Below are 19,135 nucleotides of genomic sequence, written 5' to 3' on the forward strand. Positions count from 1 at the left end.
GCGGGTCTCCTGCGATCGCAACGAAGAGCAGCCAAGCATGGGCTCGGCTCTACAGCAGGGTTTAGGGCGAGGGCTTCGCCAGCGCCTTGGCCTTCGCGTACAGCGCCTTGGCAGTCTCCGCCTCACCCAACGCCGCATGGCACTCCGCCAAGCTGTCCCAGACGTTGGCGGATTGCGGATACAGCTCGGTGTTGAGCGTGAACACCTTCAACGCTCTGCGTGCACCAAGGCTCTCGCGAATGGCATAGCCATCGGCATTGATCGCGCGCTCCAGTTCGCCGGTGGGAACGCCATTACTGTCGCGCAGCCAGCTACGCATCAGCGGCTTCGCGTCGGCGCTGTCATCCAGCGCATAGCCGATCAACCGCTCGGACAGCACAGCGTGCGGAAACTCCTGCGGCGCGGCCACCGCCATCGCGCTCTCCACCAGCGTGCTCGACCAGGCATTGCGCGCGCTGCCGTTGGTCAGATACACGAACACCCAGTAGTCGCTGGCCAGCGTGCCCTTGTAGGCCAGCCGCGCTCGTACACGGGTGCCGCCATCGTGACCGACCTGGGTGTAGCCGTCGCTGCGGGTGGTGTCCCAGCCGGTGGAGAAGAAATTGCTGCCGCCACCGCTCAGTTTCTGCGGCTGCCAGAGCTTTTCCAGGGTCGCCGTGCGCAGCAGCTTGCCGGTCGCCAGCGCCTGCAGGAAACGGTTCATGTCGCCCACGGTGGTCTGCAGGTCGGCATGCCCCCAGCCGTAGTTGGGCCAGGGGTCTTCATTGGCCGGTTGCAACGCGCCATCCTTGCCGATGTACGGCACCGCCGCGCGCTGGGCTGGCACGCTGGTGACACCCCACGAGGTGCTGGTCATCTTCAGCGGTTGCAGGATGCATTCGCGTGCGATGGCCGGGTAGGGCTTGCGATAGTGCGCTTCCAGCAAGGCGGTCAGCACCAGGTAGTTGGCCTGGGTGTACTGCACGCGGCTGCCGGTGGCGAACTGCATCGGTGCCGCGCCGGCCACCTTCAGTGCAGCGCCAAGGTCAGGGGCTACACCAGGGTAGCCCTTGCTGACCCAACGGTTGTCGACACGATCGTAGTATTCGCCGATGCCCGAGCTGTGGTTGAGGAAATCGCGCACGTGGATTGCCTGCCATGCTGCAGGCAGGTCCGGCACATAGCGGCTGGCCGGTGCGTCCAGATCCACCTTGCCTTGATCGACCAATTGCATCACCAGCGTGCTGGTCAGCAGCTTGGCCATCGACTGCGCGGTGAAGATGGAATCGATGGTGGCCGGTGCATGGGTAGCGGGATCACGTTCACCGCTGGCGCCCTGGTAGAGCACCTGGTCGTTGTGTGCGACCAGCACCGCCTGGCCGGCAATGCCGTAGCGCTCGCGGTTGACCTGCAGTTGGGTGTCGAGCTGATTGGAAAGATCGCCGGAGGACTCATGCGCCGAAGCGATCGGAGCGGCGAAGAGGGCGCAGAGCAATGCAGCAGCAAGGGTGCGGTACATCGCGATGATCCATCAGCGGTGATGGCGCATGTTGGTCAGCGTCGGAGGCTGGGTCAAGCATGTGCAGTCGCGCCCATGCTCGGCTGCACGGGCAACGCATCGTGCGGTGCCGGCCAGCGGCCGGCACTACCACACGTTCCCGGTAGTGCTAGCCGCCCTGAGATCAGCCGAGGATTCCCGGCAGATCCAGTCCCTTTTCCTTCGCGCACTCAATCGCGATCTCATAACCCGCATCGGCATGGCGCATCACGCCGGTGGCCGGGTCGTTCCACAGCACGCGACCGATGCGCCTAGCCGCTGCCTCGGTGCCGTCACAGACGATCACCATGCCGGCATGCTGCGAGAACCCCATGCCCACGCCGCCACCGTGATGCAGCGAAACCCAGGTCGCGCCGCTGGCGGTGTTGAGCAGGGCGTTCAGCAGCGGCCAGTCGGACACCGCATCGGAACCGTCGGCCATCGCTTCGGTTTCGCGGTTCGGCGAGGCGACGCTGCCACTGTCCAGGTGGTCGCGCCCGATCACCACCGGCGCCTTCAGTTCGCCGTTGGCGACCATCTCGTTGAACGCTAGGCCGAGTCGATCGCGATCACCCAGGCCGACCCAGCAGATGCGCGCCGGCAGGCCCTGGAACTTGATCTTCTCGGCGGCCATGTCCAGCCAGCGGTGCAGGTGCGGGTTGTCCGGAATCAGTTCCTTCACCTTTGCATCGGTCTTGGCGATGTCTTCCGGATCACCGCTCAGTGCCGCCCAGCGGAACGGGCCGATGCCGCGGCAGAACAGTGGGCGGATATAGGCCGGCACGAACCCCGGGAAATCGAAGGCATTGGCCACGCCTTCTTCCAGTGCCATCTGCCGCAGGTTGTTGCCGTAGTCCACGGTCGGCACGCCCAGCGCGTGGAAGCCGAGCATGGCGCGGATGTGGTTGGCCATCGATGCACGCGCAGCCTTCTCCACTTCCTTCGGTGCACTCACACGCTTCTCGTCCCACTGCTCGACCGTCCAGCCCTGTGGCAGGTAGCCGTTCACCGGGTCATGCGCAGAGGTCTGGTCGGTCAGCAGGTCCGGCTTCACGCCACGCTCGAGCAGTTCGGCCAGCACGTCGGCCACATTGCCGAGCAGGCCCACCGACTTCGGCGTGCCGGCCTTGCACGACTCGTCGATCAGGCGCAGCGCTTCGTCCAGATTATCGGTCCAGGTGTCGAGGTAGCCGGTGCGCAGGCGCATGTCGATGCTGCTCTTGCGGCACTCGACGGCCAGGCAGGAGGCGCCGGCCATCACCGCGGCCAGCGGCTGTGCGCCACCCATGCCGCCGAGGCCGCCGGTGAACAGCCACTTGCCGCTCAGGTTGCCACCGAAATGCTGGCGCCCCATTTCCACGAAGGTCTCGTAGGTGCCTTGCACGATGCCCTGCGCGCCGATGTAGATCCAGCTGCCGGCGGTCATCTGGCCGTACATGGCCAGGCCTTTCCTATCCAACTCGTTGAAGTGGTCCCAGTTGGCCCAGCGCGGCACCAGGTTGGAATTGGCGATCAGCACGCGCGGCGCGTCGGCGTGGGTGCGGAACACGCCTACCGGCTTGCCCGACTGCACCAGCAGGGTCTGGTCGTCGTCCAGGCGCTTGAGCGTCTCGACGATGGCATCGAAGCTCTCCCAGTCGCGCGCGGCGCGGCCGATGCCGCCGTACACCACCAGTTCCTGCGGGCGCTCGGCCACGTCCGGGTGCAGGTTGTTCATCAGCATGCGCAGCGGCGCTTCGGTCAGCCAGCTTTTGGCGTTGAGCGTGGTGCCGGTCGGCGCGGCAATGGTGCGGGACGGGTCGTTGCGGGTCATGCGGCGCTCCGGTTCGTAGCGAATTCAAGGCAGGCGTTGAGCACCTGCGCCAGGGTGTGGCGCAGTGGTGCGGCGTGGTCGGGGTCGAGCGGGGTGGGCCAGCTGTGTTCGTCCACCTGGTCCGGCAGGGGCTCGTGCATGTAGCCACGGCAGGCAAGTTCCATCTGCAGGCTGTGCACGCCGCCGGCGATGTTGCTGTAGTGGCGGGTGATCCAGCCGCCCTTGAAGCGGCCGTTGCGCACCTGGCTCATGCCACTGATCTTCAGCAGGTTCTCCACCACGTCGCTCAAGGCGTTGTCGCAGGAGGTGTCCGGTGCGCCGGACGGACCGGCAGTCCCCAGGTTGAACTGCGGCAGTTCGCCCTCGAACAGGTGCGGGATATGCGAGCGGATCGAGTGCGCGTCGTACACCACCACGGTGCCGTGGCGTGCGCGCAGGCGCGTGATCTGCGCCGCCAGCGCATCGTGGTAAGGCAGGAAATACGTGTCGCGGCGACGGGCGATTTCCGCTTCATCCGGTTCGCGCCCGGCGTGGTACAGCGGCTGGTTGTCGAAGGTGGTCAGCGGGCACAGGCCGGTGGTGTTCTGCCCCGGGTACAGCGAGACGCCGCTGGGATCGCGGTTGAGGTCGATCACCGAACGCGAGATCGCCGAGCGCACCGTGGTCGCGCCCATGCCGCGCACGAAGTCGTACAGCTCGTGCACCCACCAGTCGGCATCGCGGCGGGCCAGCCACGGCGAGTGGTAGTCGCCGATCAGGTCGTGCGGCAGCTCGCTGCCGGTATGCGGGAAGCTGACGATGAGGGGGGCGTCGCCTTCGTGCACCGTCAGCCATTCGGGACGGGTATTCATGCGTGGGGTTCCACGGTTGGCAGCAGGTCGGTCAGGCCCTGCGCCAGCGCGCCACTGCGCACCAGATTCGTGGCGGTCACCATGTCCGGATGGAAGTAGCGGTCTTCTTCCAGCGTCGGCACCTGCGCGCGCAGCGTGGCGCGCACGTTTTCCAGCGCGGCGCTGGAGCGCAGCGGCGCATGGAAATCACAGCCCTGCGCGGCGGCCAGCAGCTCGATGCCGATCACGTTGGCGGCGTTCTCGGCCATCTGCATCAGCCGGCGTGCGCCATGCGCGGCCATCGACACATGGTCTTCCTGGTTGGCCGAGGTCGGGATCGAGTCAACGCTGGCGGGGTAGGCGCGCTGCTTGTTTTCCGAGACCAGCGCCGCAGCGGTCACCTGCGGAATCATGAAGCCGGAATTCAGGCCCGGGCGCGGGGTCAGGAACGCCGGCAGGCCGGACAGCGCCGGGTCCACCAGCATCGCCAGGCGGCGCTCGCTGATCGAACCGATCTCGCACACCGCCATCGCCAGCATGTCGGCGGCGAAGGCTACCGGCTCGGCGTGGAAGTTGCCGCCGGACAGCGCTTCGCCGGTATCGGTGAACACCAGCGGATTGTCGGACACGCCGTTGGCTTCGATTTCCAGCGTAGCCGCGGCCTGGCGCAGGATATCCAGCGCCGCGCCCATCACCTGCGGCTGGCAGCGCAGGCAGTACGGGTCCTGCACGCGCACATCGTTGTCGCGGTGCGATTCGCGGATGTCCGAGCCCTGCATCAGCGAGCGCAGGGTGGCGGCAGTGGCAATCTGCCCGCGCTGGCCGCGGATGGCATGGATGCGTGGATCGAACGGCGTATCCGAGCCCTTGGCGGCTTCCACCGACAGCGCACCGGTCACCAGCGCGGCCTGAAACACGGTTTCGATCTCGAACAGACCGGCCAGCGCATAGGCGGTGGAGAACTGGGTGCCGTTGAGCAGGGCCAGACCTTCCTTCGCGTCCAGCTCCACCGGCTGCAGGCCGGCGCGTGCGAGAGCGTCCACCGCCGGCAGACGCTCCTTGCCGATGAAGGCCTCGCCCACGCCCAGCATCACGCTGGCCAGGTGCGAAAGCGGTGCCAGGTCACCCGAGGCGCCGACCGAGCCCTGCGCCGGCACCACCGGCAGCACGCCCTTCACCAGCATTGCTTCCAGCAGCAGCAGGGTTTCCTCGCGCACGCCCGACGCGCCCTGGGCCAGGCTGACCAGCTTCAGCGCCATCATCAGCCGCACCACACTGGCCGGCATCGGCTCGCCCACGCCGGCGGCATGGGAAAGCACGATGTTCCGCTGCAGGGTAGCCAGGTCTTCGCGCTCGATGCGCACGCTGGCCAGCTTGCCGAAGCCGGTGTTGATGCCATACACCGGTGCGCCCTTGGCGACGATGGCGGCCACCGCCGCAGCGCTGGCGCGCACCACCGGCAGCGCGGCCGGGTCCAGTGCAAGCGGCGCACCGCGATAGACCTGCCGCCACTGGGCAAGCGTGACATCGCCGGGGCGAAGAACCAGGGTGTTGCTCATGTGTTGCTCCAGGAGGCAGGCAGGTCGGGCTGTCCGCGCACCACGCGCGCGTGCAGCGGGTTGAATCCAATGCGATAGACCAGGTCGGCGGGGGCATCGATGTCCCAGATCGCCAGGTCGCAGTCCAGGCCCACGGCGAGGCGGCCGATGCGGTCGCTGCGTCCGAGCGCGCGCGCCGCTTCACGGGTGAAGCCGGCGATGCACTCGTCCACGGTCAGGCGGAACAGGGTGGCGCCCATGTTCATCGCCAGCAGCGGGCTGGTCAGCGGCGAAGTGCCCGGGTTGCTGTCGGTGGCCAGCGCCAGCGGCACGCCGGCCGCACGCAGCGCGGCGATCGGCGGGAGGGTGGTATCGCGGGTGAAATAGAAAGCACCGGGCAGCAGCACGGCGACGGTGCCGGCCGCCGCCATCGCGGCAATGCCGGTATCGTCCAGATGTTCGATATGGTCGGCCGACAGTGCACCGAAGCTGGCCGCCAGTTCGGCACCGTGCTGGTTGCTCAGCTGTTCGGCGTGGATCTTCACCGCCAACCCGTTGGCACGCGCCGCTTCGAACACCTGCCGCGCCTGCGCCGGCGAGAAGGCGATGTTCTCGCAGAACACGTCCACCGCTTCGGCCAGGCCTTCGGCGGCGATGGCCGGAATCATCACGTTGCACACCTCGTCGGTGTATTCCTGTGCTTCGCGGCCCGGCGGAATCGCGTGTGCGCCGAGGAAGGTGGTCACCACGTTGACCCGGCATTCCTCGCCCAGCGCACACGCCACCTGCAGCTGCTTGCGTTCGTCGGGCAGGGTCAGGCCGTAGCCGGACTTGATCTCGATCGTGGTCACGCCTTCGGCACGCATGGCCAGCAGGCGCGGCCGGCTTTCGCGGGCCAGCTGTTCCGGCGTCGCGGCGCGGGTGGCGCGCACGGTGGAAACGATGCCGCCGCCGGCACGGGCGATCTCGGCATAGCTCACGCCCTGCAGGCGCTGCTCGAATTCGTTGGCGCGGTTGCCGGCGTAGACCAGGTGGGTGTGGCAGTCGATCAGGCCGGGCGAAATCCAGCGGCCTTCGCCATCGATGCGGGTGGTCGGCTTCAGGAGGGCGTCGCTGCCGGCCGGGCCAACGTGGACGATGCGGCCGTCGGCGCAGGCCAGTACGCCATCGCGGATGACACCCAGGCCGTCGCCGTCGAGGGTGATCAGGTGGACGTTGGACCAGAGGGTATCGACGTGCATGGCATCCACAACGCGGCTGTGCTTATATGTCTATACAATATAGGCGTCCATTTCGGGTTGTCCAGCCATGTCCGATTCGCGTTCCCCGCACTGCTTCCATGCCGCCCACGCCCTGCTGGCCGACGGCTGGGCCCGTGATGTCCGCCTGCAGGTGCAGGATGGCCGCATCGCGGCGATCAGCGCGGGGCAGGCCGCCCAGCACGGCGACACCCGGGTCGGCATCCTGGTGCCGGGCCTGCCCAACCTGCACAGCCACGCGTTTCAGCGTGGCATGGCCGGCCTGACCGAGATCGGCGGCGGTGACGGTGACAGCTTCTGGAGCTGGCGCGAGCTGATGTACCGCTTCCTCGCCCATCTGCGCCCGGACGCGGTGCAGGCCATCGCCGCCCAGGCCTACATGGAAATGCTCGAAAGCGGCTTTACCCGCGTCGGTGAATTCCACTACCTGCACCACGACGCCGATGGTCGCGCCTATGCCAACCGCGCCGAGATGAGTGCACGGATCGCGGCGGCAGCCGAGCAGACCGGCATCGGCCTGACCCTGCTGCCGGTGTTCTATGCGCATGCCGATTTCGGCGGGGCGGCGCCGAATCCAGCGCAGCGGCGCCTGATCCACGACGTGGAGGGTTTCGCGCAGCTGCTGGAGGCCGCCAAGCCGGCATTGGCCGCGCTGCCCGACGCGGTGCTCGGCATCGCACCGCACAGCCTGCGTGCGGTCACCGGCGAGGAACTGAGTGCGTTGCTGCCGCTAACCGACGGCCCGGTGCACATCCATATCGCCGAGCAGGTGCGCGAAGTGGAGGCCTGCCTGGCCTGGAGCGGCCAGCGCCCGGTGCAGTGGCTGTACAACCATGCGCCGGTGGATGCGCGCTGGTGCCTGGTGCATGCCACCCACATCACCGATGACGAGCGCGCGGCCATCGTGGCCAGCCAGGCCGTGGCCGGCCTGTGCCCGATCACCGAGGCCAACCTGGGCGACGGCCTGTTCCCGATGCAGGCATTCGCGCGCGAGGGCGGACGCTTCGGCGTCGGCTCCGATTCCAATGTGCTGATCGACGCGGCCGAAGAACTGCGCCTGCTTGAATACGGCCAGCGGCTGACCCTGCGCGGTCGCAACGTGCTGGCGGCGGATGCCACCCGCAGCACCGGTCGCTTCCTGTTTGAAGGTGCATTGCACGGTGGCTCACAGGCGCTGGGCGTGGCCGCTGGCCTGCAGGTGGGGGCCAGTGCCGACCTGGTCGAGCTGGATGCCGGGCACCCCGCGCTGCAGGCGCGGAAGGGTGACGCATGGCTTGACAGCTGGGTGTTCGCCGCACGTAATGGCGCGCTGCGATCGGTCTGGCGCCATGGCCGCCAATGCGTGGCCGAGGGCGGCCACCTGCAGCGCGAGGCGATCACCACCGCCTTCGCCGCCGCCCTGCGCGGCGTGCTGGGCTGATCGCCTCCGCTACCGAGACCCCATTACGTGAAGGCCAGCAAGTCCGCCACGCTCAACCAGCGTATCCGCAGCGATCTGGAAAGCCGCATCCTCAGTGGAGAGTGGGCGCCGGGCTTCCGGATTCCATACGAGCACGAGCTGATGGAGCAGTACGGCTGCTCGCGGATGACGGTGAACAAGGTGCTGACAGCACTGGCCGAGAGCGGCATGATCGAGCGCCGCCGTCGCGCCGGTTCATTCGTGGCGCGGCAGCCGCCGCACCTGGAACAGGTGGCGCTGGAGATTCCCGATATCGCGATGGAGGTCGGCTCGCGCGGCCATCAGTACGCCTATCGCCTGCTGCAGCGCGATCTGCGGCTGGCCGATGCCGGCAATGCTGGTGAAGTCGAGCTGGCTGGGCAGGAGAACCTGCTGGCAATGCGCTGCCTGCACCTGGCCGATGGCCGTCCGCTGGCGCTGGAGCACCGCCTGATCAGCCCGGTGGGGGTGCCCGAGGTGCTGGAGGTCGATTTCAGTACCACCGCGCCGGGCAGCTGGCTGCTGCAGAACGTGTCGTGGACCCGCGCCCAGCACCGCATCAGTGCCTGGGGGGCAGATACCGCCACCGCCAGGCTGCTGGACGTGAAGCCCGGTACCGCCTGCCTGGTGATCGAACGCCTGACCTGGCGCGGTGAACAGCCGATCACCCGCGTGCGCCAGGTGTTCCTGGGGGATGCCTGGGACCTGGTCGCGCGCTTCGCGCCTGGGGCGCGCTAGAGGCGTATCCACGCATGGCGTGGATCTACTGAATCCCGGTTGGGATTATCCGACGCGTGTGAATCCCTGGTAGATCCACGCCACGCGTGGATGCGGCCCCATCAGTACGTGGCGCATTGGCGCCAGCGCACCGGCTCATCCACGCCGGGGCGGGCGTTGAGCTGGATGCGCACGTTGCGCAGGGCGGGGTAGTGCAGCACTTCCTCGCAGACCTGCGGCCACACCGCGTCCAGCTCGCCCGTGCGGTTGATCGCCAGCGTCTGCCGGGTCAGCCAGACCCCGCTGGCGATACCGGGCTTGCCGGCCAAGGCGCGGGACAGATCGGCCTGGAAACGCTCCAGCGTGGCGGCATCCGGGTTGGGGTTGCTGCGCGCGTCGGCTGAGGGCGTGGCCGGTGCAGGCGCAGGGGCCGGCGGCGTGGTGGCGGGGGCCGGCGCCGGTTCGGGCGCCGCTTCAACCGCAGGCGCAACCGGCGCGGGAGTGTCCGCCACCTCGGCAACAGGCGGGGTGTCCTGCACATGCAAGCCTTGCAGGCTCAGTCCCACCAGCAGGCCCAGCGTGACCGCGCCGAGCGCGGCAATGGCGATCCGGCGCAGGGCTTCACGGCGGGCGCTGGCGCGCACACGGGTTTCGATTTCTGCCGGCAGGTAGGGCTGCAGCAACGGCCACAGGCGCGGACCGTCCAGTACTTCTACCGCCTGCTTCTCGGCAGCGCTGCGCCCGTCGCGTTCCATCCGGCCTTCGGTCAGCAGCACACCGCCCTTGGCGCCGGCCAGGCGCGCAGCAGCCCCCAGCTCGTTCACTGCGGCGGTGCCGATACGGTAGGCAAGGCCATGCTTGCAGGACACCAGCCACTGGTTGGGGCCGTCGCTGAGCAGGAAGTCGCTGCTCGGCTCGCGGGATTCCTCCGCCGGGTCATTCAGTTCACGCAGGCCGCGCTGTTCGCGCAGCATGCGCTTGACCAGTACCGAGAACTCGCGCCAGTGCATGCCGGCCAGGGCTTGCAGGCCGAGTTGCATCTCCTTCTGCCGCCGCTTGATCCACCACAGATAGACAACAGCCAGGGAACAGGTAAGCAGGGCCGACAGCAGGGCCAGGATCCAGGGGAGCATGCAGGAGTAGGGCGGAAGGGCGAAAGCGGAGAACGACAGTGTAAAGGTCGCGGTAGCTGGCCGGGTCAGGAGGTTCCTGACAGGAAGCGTGATGGAACGCGCAGTTCGGAATGCAGCAGGCACGAAAAACCCGCCAATCCTGAAGCCGTGAGGGGAGGGAACAAACGGCAGCCGAAGCGATTGGCGGGTTGCTCGCGATTGTCAATCAAAGTTTATTGCATTGCAACAATGAGCCGGTCAGGGCAGGCCGCCTGGCGACTGATGGCTGCCCGGAGCAGGGGCGTCGGTGCCGGACGCGGCGCGGTTTTCCAGCTTGGCCAGGCGCGCGTGCAGGGCATCGATGCGGGCTTCGAGCGCCGTCACTTCGTCGGCGGTGGGTACATGCAACCGCTTGAGCACGCCCTGCACCTGGTCATCAAAGGCCTTCTCGACCTTGTGCCAGGTGCCCGAGGCCTTCTCGCGGGCTTCGTCCAGCGAGCTCTCGACGTTATCACGCCAGCCCGGGCCCTGTTCGCTGCTGCGCTCACGGCGGCGGGCTTCCCAGGCTTCGCCTTCCTTCACCAGGCCGTCAAAGAAGCGGCTGCCTTCGGCCTGTGCACGGCCGAGAGCGCCAAGACCGGCCAGCCACACCTGCTGCGCCGAGTCACTCAGCTTGCGCGAAAAGCGCTCGGCCTGGTCACCGAAAGAGGCGTCGTCGTTGCGGCGGTCGTCGTTCTCGTAGTGGTTCATCGCAGTTCCCGTGGGAGTTGGGCCTGCCCCGAGAGTAGCGCGCCGTGGCGTTGCACGGCCGTGATGGCCGCGGCCGGGGTTCAGCCCAGCTTTTCCTTCAGAACGCGCTGTATCTCGCCTTCGACCATGCCCTTCATCGCCGACAGCAGGAAGCCCAGCTTGGCCGTCACGCGCACGGCGCCTGGCTGCAGTTCGATCGCGCCGTCCACGCCGCTGCCGGAGAAGTTCAGTACATCGGCGGTCCAGGACGACTTCAGGCCGAAGCGCTCGGACAGCTTGGCGGCGACCTGCTCGATCGCGGCGCGTGCCTGTGCGTCGGGCAAGGCGTGGGCGTGGCGGACATCGATGGTGGACATGCAGGCTCCTGGCGCAGGGCGGGGATGATCAATGAGGGCGAGCATTGTGCGCATCGAGAGCCTCCGCGCCAAGCACTCATCCTGGGTTCTTCTTCGTTGGCGACCAACCTGCTAGGCTGCGCCGCGTGCAGAACCTGCTTGTTCACTTCAGCCAACAACAACAGCCCGACCAGCCGCTGCGGCCCGGGGTGCAACGCATCGTGCGCCAGGCCAACGGCAGTGTGCGGCTCGGCGATGCCGGCCATGGTGCCCTGTTGCTGGCGCAGTTCTGCCTGGATGATCGCGGCCTGTGGCTGCAGGTCGGCAACGGGATCCGCGGCATTCATGTGAACGGTCGACCGGTGCGGCGCATGGCGCTGCTGCGTGCGGGCGATGCGGTGTATGTGGACGGCGTGGAGATGGTCCTGCAAGGTGAAGTCGAGAGCCTGCTGCAGGCGCCTGCGCCGAAGAACGAGGAAGGCAGCGACGAGCAGCAGCGGCTCTTGCGCGGAGTTGGCGGCCTGCACCACGGCCGCAGCTTCACCCTGTCGAGGGCCCGCCTGATCGGCCGCGGCGGCGACGCTGACATCGCTATTGACGATCCGGCCTTCGCCGAACGACACGCCCGCGTGGAAGTGCATGGTGATCGCGTGCTGCTGCGCGATCTGGGCAGTGCCGACGGCACCTGCGTCAATGGCGTGGCCGTGCGCCATTGCTGGCTGCAGGCCGGCGACCAGGTGGTGTTTGATGGCCAGCACCGGTTTGTGCTGGAAGTGCCGCATGACCCCCGTCGGCGCCCGCTGCCGGGTGAAGACGAGTCCGGCCAGGACGCCGAGCAGGCGCCGGTGCTGCCGGCGGTACCGCGCAAGGTCCGGCGCTGGCCGTGGCTGCTGGCCAGTGCGCTGCTGCTGGCCGCGCTGCTCAGCCTGCTGCTCTGGTTCGGCGCGCGCTGACGGCAGTGCCGGCCGCTGGCCGGCAACCGCCGCCCCTGAATCCGTGAGGTGGCCGGCCAGCGGCCGGCACTACCCGGTCGCGTTGCCGATGGATTCCAATGAAACCAAATTTCCCTTGCGCCACAAGGCCGCAAGGCTGATGCGCTGCGGCATACTAGGGGTCTTGCCCCACAGGTGTGACATGACGCGCGCGTTCAACTTCAGTGCCGGCCCTGCGACCTTGCCGGAATCGGTCCTGCGCCAGGCGCAGGCGGAAATGCTGGACTGGCACGGGTCCGGCGCTTCGATCGTGGAAATGAGCCATCGCGGCGCGGAGTTCATGTCGGTGGCCGCCGAGGCCGAGGCCGACCTGCGGCGCCTGCTCGACATCCCCGACGACTATGCGGTGCTGTTCCTGTCCGGTGGTGCCACCACCCAGCAGGCGCTGATCCCGCTCAATTTCGCCGCCCCGGGCCAGCGTGCCGACTACGTGGTCAGTGGCCACTGGGGCAAGACCGCGGTCAAGCAGGCCGGTGTCTACGTCGACGTCAACATCGCCGCCAGCAGCGAGGCCAACGGCTACCGCACGCTGCCGGCGCGTGCCGACTGGCAGCTGTCGCCCGATGCCGCCTACGTGCACATCACCGCCAACGAGACCATCCACGGCGTCGAGTTCCGTGATGCTCCCGATACCGGCAACGTTCCGCTGATCGCCGACTTCAGCTCGTCCATCGCCAGCGAGCCGCTGGACGTGCGCCGCTACGGCGTGATCTATGCCGGCGCGCAGAAGAACCTGGGCCCGGTCGGCATCGCGGTGATGATCATCCGCCGCGACCTGCTGGAGCGCAGTGGCCAGCCGCGCGCGGACATCTTCGATTACCGTTCGCATGTCGCCCGCGATTCGATGCTCAACACCCCGCCGACCTGGAACTGGTACCTGGCCGGCCTGGTGTTCAAGTGGATGCTGGCCGAGGGCGGCGTGGCCGAGTTCGCCAGGCGCAATGCCGCCAAGGCCGCGCTGGTGTACAGAGCCATCGACGACTCCGGCGGCTTCTACCGCAACGAGGTCGCGCATGCGGCACGCTCGCGGATGAACATCCCGTTCTTCCTGCCCGATGCCGAACTCGACGCCCGTTTCGTCGCCGACGCCAAGGCCGCTGGCTTGCTGGCGCTGAAGGGCCACAAGGTCGTCGGTGGCATCCGTGCCTCGCTGTACAACGCCATGCCGCTGGCCGGGGCCGAGGCGCTGGTCGCCTTCATGGCCGATTTCCAGCAGCGTCACGGCTGAGCAATGAACGGCGCGCACCGTCGGGTGCGCGCCCCGCAACAAGGAATTCCGATGGCAAGCAGCAAATCCAGCAAGAAGGCGCCGAAGAAGGCCGAACCGGCCAAGGACAGCGCGCCCGCCAAGGCGAAGGGCAAGGCCAAGGCCGCCTCGAACCCGGCACCCACCCTGGCGCCGCTGGCGCTGGCCGATGTGCGCTCGAAGATCGACCAGATCGACCGCGACATCCAGAGCCTGATCGCCGAGCGCGCGCGCTTCGCCCATCAGGTCGGCAAGGCCAAGGGCAAGCTCGCCGCCGCCGTCGACTACTACCGCCCCGAGCGCGAAGCGCAGGTGCTGCGCATGGTGGTGGATCGCAACGAAGGCCCGCTCAGCGATGAGCTGCTGGTGCACGTCTACCGCGAGATCATGTCGGCCTGCCTGGCCCAGCAGGAGCCGCTGAAGATCGGTTACCTCGGCCCGGAGGGTACTTTCAGCCAGCAGGCCGTGCTCAAGCACTTCGGTCGCTCCGCGCTGGGCCTGCCGATGGCCAGCATCGAAGAAGTGTTCCAGGAAGTGGAAGCAGGCAATGCCGATTTCGGCGTGGTGCCGGTGGAAAATTCGGGGCAGGGCACCATCCAGATCACCCTGGACATGTTCCTGACCTCCAACCTGAAGATCTGCGGCGAAGTGGAACTGCGCGTGCAGCAGTACCTGATGTCGCGCAGCGGCCGCATCGAGGACATCGAGCGCATCTACGCACATCCGCAGTCGTTCATGCAGACCTCGGCGTGGCTGCGCGCCAACCTGCCGAAGGCCGAGAAGATTCCGGTGTCGAGCAACGCCGAGGGTGCGCGCCGTGCGCGCAACGCCGACGACGCGGCGGCCATCGGCGGCGAGAGTGCCGGCCACGTGTACGGCCTGAAGAAGGTGGTCACCAAGCCGATCCAGAACGATGCCGACAACACCACCCGCTTCCTGGTGGTGGGCCGCAACATCTTCCCGACCTCCGGCCACGACCGCACCTCAGTGCTTGTGTTCATCCATGACAAGCCCGGTGCGCTGTTCGACGTGCTCAGCCCGTTCGCCCGCCACGGCATCAGCATGAACCGCATCGAGTCGCGGCCGTCGCACCACGGCAAGTGGGAGTACGGCTTCTTCATCGACCTGGCCGGCCACATCGACGACGCGCCGATGCAGGCCGCGCTGGCCGAACTTGAAGCGCACTCGGCGCAGATCAAGGTGCTGGGCTCCTATCCTGTGGCCGTGCCCTGAGTGCTGCTGGGGCGGCCCCGGCCGCCTCCCCCCTGATGCATCGCCGGCGGGCTGCCGGCGTTTACGGAATGATCGAACGATGAGCAACGCGCAACACTGGATCGCCCGCAAGGGCCAGCCCCTGCAGGGCAGCCTGACCATTCCCGGCGACAAGTCGGTCTCGCATCGCTCGGTGATGTTCGCCGCGCTGGCCGATGGCACCTCGCATATCGAGGGCTTCCTGGAAGGCGAGGACACCCGCGCGACCGCGCGCATCTTCAGCCAGCTGGGGGTGCGCATCGAAACGCCCAGCCCGTCGCAGCGCATCGTGCACGGCGTCGGCATCGACGGCCTGAAAGCGCCGGATGCACCGCTGGACTGCGGCAATGCCGGCACCGGCATGCGCCTGCTGGCCGGGTTGCTGGCGGGCCAAGCGTTCGACTGCACGCTGATCGGCGATGAGTCGCTGTCGGGCCGACCGATGCGCCGCGTCACCGGCCCGCTGTCGCAGATGGGCGCGAAGATCGACACCCAGGATGACGGCACGCCGCCGCTGCACGTGCATGGCGGCCAGACGCTGCATGGCATCGACTTCGCCTCGCCGGTGGCCAGCGCGCAGATCAAGTCGGCGGTGTTGCTGGCAGGCCTGTACGCACAGGGCGAAACCAGCGTTGTCGAACCGCATCCGACCCGTGACTACACCGAGCGCATGCTGTCGGCGTTCGGCGTGGACATCGAATTTTCACCGGGCAAGGCCCGCCTGCGTGGCGGCCAGCGCCTGCGCGCCACGGACATCGTGGTGCCGGCCGACTTCTCGTCTGCGGCGTTCTACCTGGTGGCCGCCAGCATCATTCCTGGTTCCCAGCTGCGCCTGAAGCAGGTCGGCCTGAACCCGCGCCGCACCGGCCTGCTGCACGCGCTGCGCCTGATGGGGGCGGACATCACCGAAGAGAATCCTGCCGAGCAGGGCGGTGAACCGGTGGCAGACCTGGTGGTGCGCTACGCCCCGCTGAAGGGAGCACGCATTCCGGAGGAATTGGTGCCGGACATGATTGACGAGTTCCCGGCGCTGTTCGTGGCGGCTGCAGCCGCCGAAGGCCGGACCGTGGTCAGTGGCGCCGCCGAGCTGCGGGTGAAGGAATCCGATCGCCTTGCGGCGATGGCCACCGGCCTGCGCGCGCTGGGCATGCAGGTGGACGAGACCGAGGATGGGGCCACCCTGCACGGCGGTGTGCGCCTGGGCAGCGGCACCATCGAAAGCCACGGTGACCACCGCATCGCCATGGCATTCGCCATTGCCGGCCAGATCAGCGATGGCGAAGTGCGGATCAACGATATCGCCAACGTCGCCACGTCCTTCCCGGACTTCGATGGTCTGGCCCGCAGCGCCGGGTTCAACCTGGCCTGATCGGCATCGCGACCACCGGGCCATGCCCGGCGGATCGCATTGCCCGGCAGGTGCCAATCTTGGTTGGCACGCTCAAATCTCCCGGTAGGTGCCAACCTTGGTTGGCACGCTTTCCGCATAAAAGGACGGAGGCCGAAGCCTCCGTCTAAACATCACGAACCCCTCGTCCGCGATCAACGCTGCTCGGTACGGAAATCCACCGGGACCCGCACCACGCTGGCTACTGCGCGGCCATCCTGCACCGCGGGTTGGAACTTCCAGTTCTGCACGGTGCTGAGCACCGCACGATCCAGATCGCGACTGCGCTCGCCGCTGCGCGAGACGATCGCAGCGTTGGCGACATTGCCGTGGGTATCCACATTCAGGCTGGCGATCACGCTGCCCTGCACGCCGCTACGCAGCGCGGCGGCGGGGTAGGTGGGCATGCGATTGCTGGCCAGCGGGCGGGCCTCACGGTTGCGCACTACCGGCGCGGCCTTCCGCGAAGCGGTAGCCGGGGTTGCCGGACGCGCAGCAGGCGCCGCTGCGTCCGTCACCGCCGCCTGCTCGGGGGCCGGCAGCAGGCGCTCGCCGACCGGCGCAGGTGCCACCTCTTCCTGGCTGGAATGACGCAGCCAGAGCAGGGCGGCAGCAAACATCGCCACGATCAGTGCGATCCACATCCAGGGCGACGCGTTCTTGTGCTGTACGCTTGAGTCCCGCTGCAACCGCGGCGAATGAAGGTCTTCGTGGGTGGTAACAGCCATCGCAAACTCCTTCCGTCAATGGACGACATGGGCAGTGTTGCCCGAGCCACAGACGGAAAGTGTCAGCGTTGCGTCAACATCACCGGCAGGGTTCAGCTTGCCTGCTGGGGAGCGTTCAGTTACTGCGTCTTGAAGTCGAACGGCACTTCAATGCTGCCAGGCACGGCCTGGCCGTTGCTCTGGGCCGGAGTGAATCGCCAACGGCGCACGGCGTCGGTCGCGGCACGGTCGAGGTCGCGTGAACCGCTGCGCTGGATCACCGTGGCGTTGTTCGGATAGCCGGTGGCGTCTACATCCACGCGTACCACCACGGTGCCGGTTTCGCCGGCGCGCAGGGCGGCGGCGGGGTACGACGGCGGCGGCGACTGACCGGCAATCGGCATCGGTTGGCTGTTGCCGGTCGTGGCCGGCGCAGCGCCCGGGTTGGCCGGGGCCGGCTCGGCGATCGGGGCGGGTGGTGGCGGGGCGGTTTCGACCAGCTTCGGCGCTTCTTCCTCGACCGGGGCCGGCTTGGCATCGGGCATGTCGCTGGAACCGGCCGCAGCGGCCAACGGTTCCGGGAGGGGCTCGACCTGGGCGGTTTCCTGCGGGGTCTGCGCGGCCGGGTCGGCGCGGAAGAACTCCTTGTCGCGGCCGGTCAGCCAGACCAGCACGAACAGCAGTACGCCCACGGCGAAGGCGATGCCGGCGATCTTCAGGGCGTTGCGCGGGATATGCACAGTGAACGACTTGGCGGACGACGAGCGGGGTGCAGACATGGACCGGACCAGTACGGAATGGCTCGATTCTGCCACGGCGGGAATGAACCGGGCGGCAGAAATCCGTATAACAAGCGATAATCCCGTTCCTGATACCCACCACGACACCTGCCATGCTTGATCCAGCCCTGCTCCGCCACCAGCCCGCCGACCTCGCTGAACGCCTGCGCACTAGCCGCGGCTTCGAGCTCGACGTGTCTGCCCTGGAGGCCCTGGAGGCTGATCGCAAGCGCATCCAGGTACGGACCCAGGAACTGCAGAGCCTGCGCAACAGCCGTTCCAAGGCCATCGGCCAGGCCAAGGCCAAGGGCGAGGACGTTTCGGCCATCATGGCCGAGGTTGCTGCCTTCGCCGACGAGTTGAAGGCCTCGGAAGTGGCGCTGGACGAACTGCGCGAGAAGATCGAAGCGATCTCGATGGGCATCCCGAACCTGCCGGCCGATGACGTGCCGGCCGGTGCCGACGAGAGCGACAACGTCGAGCAGGCGCGCTGGGGTACCCCGCGCCAGTTCGATTTCAAGGTGCTGGACCACGTTGAACTGGGCGCCCGCAACGGCTGGCTGGACGGCGAGACTGCGGCCAAGCTGTCCGGTTCGCGCTTCACCGTGCTGCGCGGCCCGATCGCGCGCCTGCACCGTGCGCTGGCCCAGTTCATGGTTGACCTGCATACCGGCGAGCACGGTTATGAGGAAACCAACGTGCCGCTGCTGGTCAACGCCGATTCGCTGCGCGGCACCAGCCAGCTGCCGAAGTTCGAGGACGACCTGTTCAAGACCGCCGTGGGCGATTCCACGCGCTACCTGATCCCGACCTCGGAAGTGCCGCTGACCAACATCGTGCGCGACGAGATCGTCGATGCCGAGCGCCTGCCGTTGCGCATGACCGCCCACTCGATGTGCTTCCGTGCCGAGGCCGGCAGCGGCGGGCGCGACGTGCGCGGCATGATCCGCCAGCACCAGTTCGAGAAGGTCGAGCTGGTCTCGATCTGTCGCCCGGAAGAGAGCGATGCCGAACACCAGCGCATGACCCGCTGCGCTGAAGTGGTGCTGGAAAAGCTGGGCCTGCCGTACCGCAAGGTGCTGCTGTGCACCGGCGACATGGGCTTCTCGGCGGTGAAGACCTACGACCTGGAAGTCTGGCTGCCGTCGCAGGAAACCTACCGCGAGATTTCCTCGTGCTCGAACTGTGGTGATTTCCAGGCCCGCCGCATGCAGGCGCGCTGGCGCAACCCGGCCACCGGCAAGCCGGAGCTGGCGCACACGCTGAATGGCTCGGGCGTGGCCGTTGGCCGCGCGATGATCGCGGTGATGGAGAACTACCAGAACGCCGATGGCAGCATCACCGTGCCGGAGGCCCTGCGCCCGTACATGGGTGGCCTGGAAACCATCGCCTGACAGCCGGCGATTCGCGCCGCCGCCCGAAGCTTAGGCTCGGGCGCTACAGATGCAGGTAGAGCCGAGCCTAT

General features: G+C 67.7%; 17 protein-coding genes. 7 read left to right on the forward strand and 10 right to left on the reverse strand.

Translation table 11 applies throughout. The features are described 5' to 3' along the window. Positions 1–61: 61 nt before the first annotated feature. From N5C25_RS04340 to hutI, 5 genes are all read right to left on the reverse strand, one after another. A complete protein-coding gene (locus N5C25_RS04340) occupies positions 62–1,498 on the reverse strand; it encodes a serine hydrolase domain-containing protein (protein WP_251103173.1) in 1,437 nt (478 codons plus the stop codon). A 163-nt stretch (positions 1,499–1,661) separates the two neighbouring features. Further along, on the reverse strand, positions 1,662–3,329 hold the full coding sequence (gene hutU / locus N5C25_RS04345; protein ID WP_251103174.1) for a urocanate hydratase: 1,668 nt from the start codon (positions 3,327–3,329) through the stop codon (positions 1,662–1,664). Then, a complete protein-coding gene (gene hutG, locus N5C25_RS04350; protein ID WP_251103175.1) occupies positions 3,326–4,180 on the reverse strand; it encodes an N-formylglutamate deformylase in 855 nt (284 codons plus the stop codon). Before hutG ends, hutU begins: the two co-directional genes overlap by 4 nt. Next, a complete protein-coding gene (gene hutH / locus N5C25_RS04355; RefSeq protein WP_279936498.1) occupies positions 4,177–5,718 on the reverse strand; it encodes a histidine ammonia-lyase in 1,542 nt (513 codons plus the stop codon). Before hutH ends, hutG begins: the two co-directional genes overlap by 4 nt. After that, complete coding sequence (gene hutI, locus N5C25_RS04360) at positions 5,715–6,938, reverse strand: imidazolonepropionase (protein WP_279936499.1); 1,224 nt, start codon at positions 6,936–6,938, stop codon at positions 5,715–5,717. The genes hutH and hutI overlap by 4 nt, the downstream gene beginning before the upstream one ends. Before the next feature lie 67 nt (positions 6,939–7,005). On the opposite strand from hutI, the gene N5C25_RS04365 reads away from it, so the two are divergent. Together N5C25_RS04365 and hutC are read left to right on the forward strand one after the other, a co-directional pair. Next, positions 7,006–8,376 carry a formimidoylglutamate deiminase gene (locus N5C25_RS04365; RefSeq protein ID WP_279936500.1) on the forward strand — a complete coding sequence of 457 codons (1,371 nt, stop codon included), beginning with the start codon at positions 7,006–7,008 and terminating at the stop codon, positions 8,374–8,376. A gap of 27 nt (positions 8,377–8,403) precedes the next feature. Continuing rightward, entirely contained in the window at positions 8,404–9,132 is a 729-nt protein-coding gene (hutC, locus tag N5C25_RS04370; RefSeq protein WP_033835268.1) for a histidine utilization repressor, read from the forward strand. Positions 9,133–9,233: 101 nt separating this feature from the next. On the opposite strand, the gene N5C25_RS04375 is transcribed toward hutC, so the two are convergent. The 3 genes from N5C25_RS04375 to N5C25_RS04385 form a co-directional block, all read right to left on the reverse strand. Next, complete coding sequence (locus tag N5C25_RS04375) at positions 9,234–10,244, reverse strand: restriction endonuclease (RefSeq protein WP_279936501.1); 1,011 nt, start codon at positions 10,242–10,244, stop codon at positions 9,234–9,236. Positions 10,245–10,481: 237 nt separating this feature from the next. Beyond that, positions 10,482–10,973 carry a phasin family protein gene (locus N5C25_RS04380; RefSeq protein WP_058981347.1) on the reverse strand — a complete coding sequence of 164 codons (492 nt, stop codon included), beginning with the start codon at positions 10,971–10,973 and terminating at the stop codon, positions 10,482–10,484. Between the two features lie 80 nt (positions 10,974–11,053). Beyond that, the gene (locus N5C25_RS04385) at positions 11,054–11,329 is read right to left on the reverse strand and encodes a polyhydroxyalkanoic acid system family protein (protein ID WP_005417302.1); all 276 of its coding nucleotides are present in this window, start codon (positions 11,327–11,329) and stop codon (positions 11,054–11,056) included. 125 nt (positions 11,330–11,454) lie between these two features. Here N5C25_RS04385 and N5C25_RS04390 point away from each other — a divergent pair, with 125 nt between their 5' ends. From N5C25_RS04390 to aroA, 4 genes are all read left to right on the forward strand, one after another. Continuing rightward, positions 11,455–12,261, forward strand: a complete 807-nt coding sequence (locus tag N5C25_RS04390; RefSeq protein ID WP_058981349.1) for an FHA domain-containing protein — start codon at positions 11,455–11,457, stop codon at positions 12,259–12,261. A 181-nt stretch (positions 12,262–12,442) separates the two neighbouring features. Beyond that, positions 12,443–13,528 (forward strand): 3-phosphoserine/phosphohydroxythreonine transaminase, encoded by a 1,086-nt coding sequence (gene serC, locus N5C25_RS04395; RefSeq protein WP_279936502.1) that lies wholly within the window; start codon positions 12,443–12,445, stop codon positions 13,526–13,528. A gap of 51 nt (positions 13,529–13,579) precedes the next feature. Then, on the forward strand, positions 13,580–14,779 hold the full coding sequence (gene pheA / locus N5C25_RS04400; RefSeq protein WP_019660326.1) for a prephenate dehydratase: 1,200 nt from the start codon (positions 13,580–13,582) through the stop codon (positions 14,777–14,779). A gap of 79 nt (positions 14,780–14,858) precedes the next feature. Next, positions 14,859–16,166: a 3-phosphoshikimate 1-carboxyvinyltransferase gene (gene aroA / locus N5C25_RS04405; RefSeq protein WP_251101694.1), complete on the forward strand. Its 1,308-nt coding sequence runs from the start codon at positions 14,859–14,861 to the stop codon at positions 16,164–16,166. A gap of 173 nt (positions 16,167–16,339) precedes the next feature. Here the strand turns inward: aroA and N5C25_RS04410 are convergent, their stop codons facing one another. Both N5C25_RS04410 and N5C25_RS04415 read right to left on the reverse strand, forming a co-directional pair. Continuing rightward, positions 16,340–16,912 (reverse strand): energy transducer TonB, encoded by a 573-nt coding sequence (locus N5C25_RS04410; protein ID WP_279936503.1) that lies wholly within the window; start codon positions 16,910–16,912, stop codon positions 16,340–16,342. A 119-nt stretch (positions 16,913–17,031) separates the two neighbouring features. Further along, positions 17,032–17,670, reverse strand: coding sequence for an energy transducer TonB (locus tag N5C25_RS04415; protein WP_262213388.1), 639 nt, complete (start codon positions 17,668–17,670; stop codon positions 17,032–17,034). Between the two features lie 113 nt (positions 17,671–17,783). On the opposite strand from N5C25_RS04415, the gene serS reads away from it, so the two are divergent. Continuing rightward, positions 17,784–19,064, forward strand: a complete 1,281-nt coding sequence (gene serS, locus N5C25_RS04420) for a serine--tRNA ligase (protein WP_279936504.1) — start codon at positions 17,784–17,786, stop codon at positions 19,062–19,064. Positions 19,065–19,135: the final 71 nt, after the last annotated feature.

The sequence above is a fragment of the Stenotrophomonas sp. GD03958 genome (assembly GCF_029839005.1).
Classification (GTDB): domain Bacteria; phylum Pseudomonadota; class Gammaproteobacteria; order Xanthomonadales; family Xanthomonadaceae; genus Stenotrophomonas; species Stenotrophomonas hibiscicola.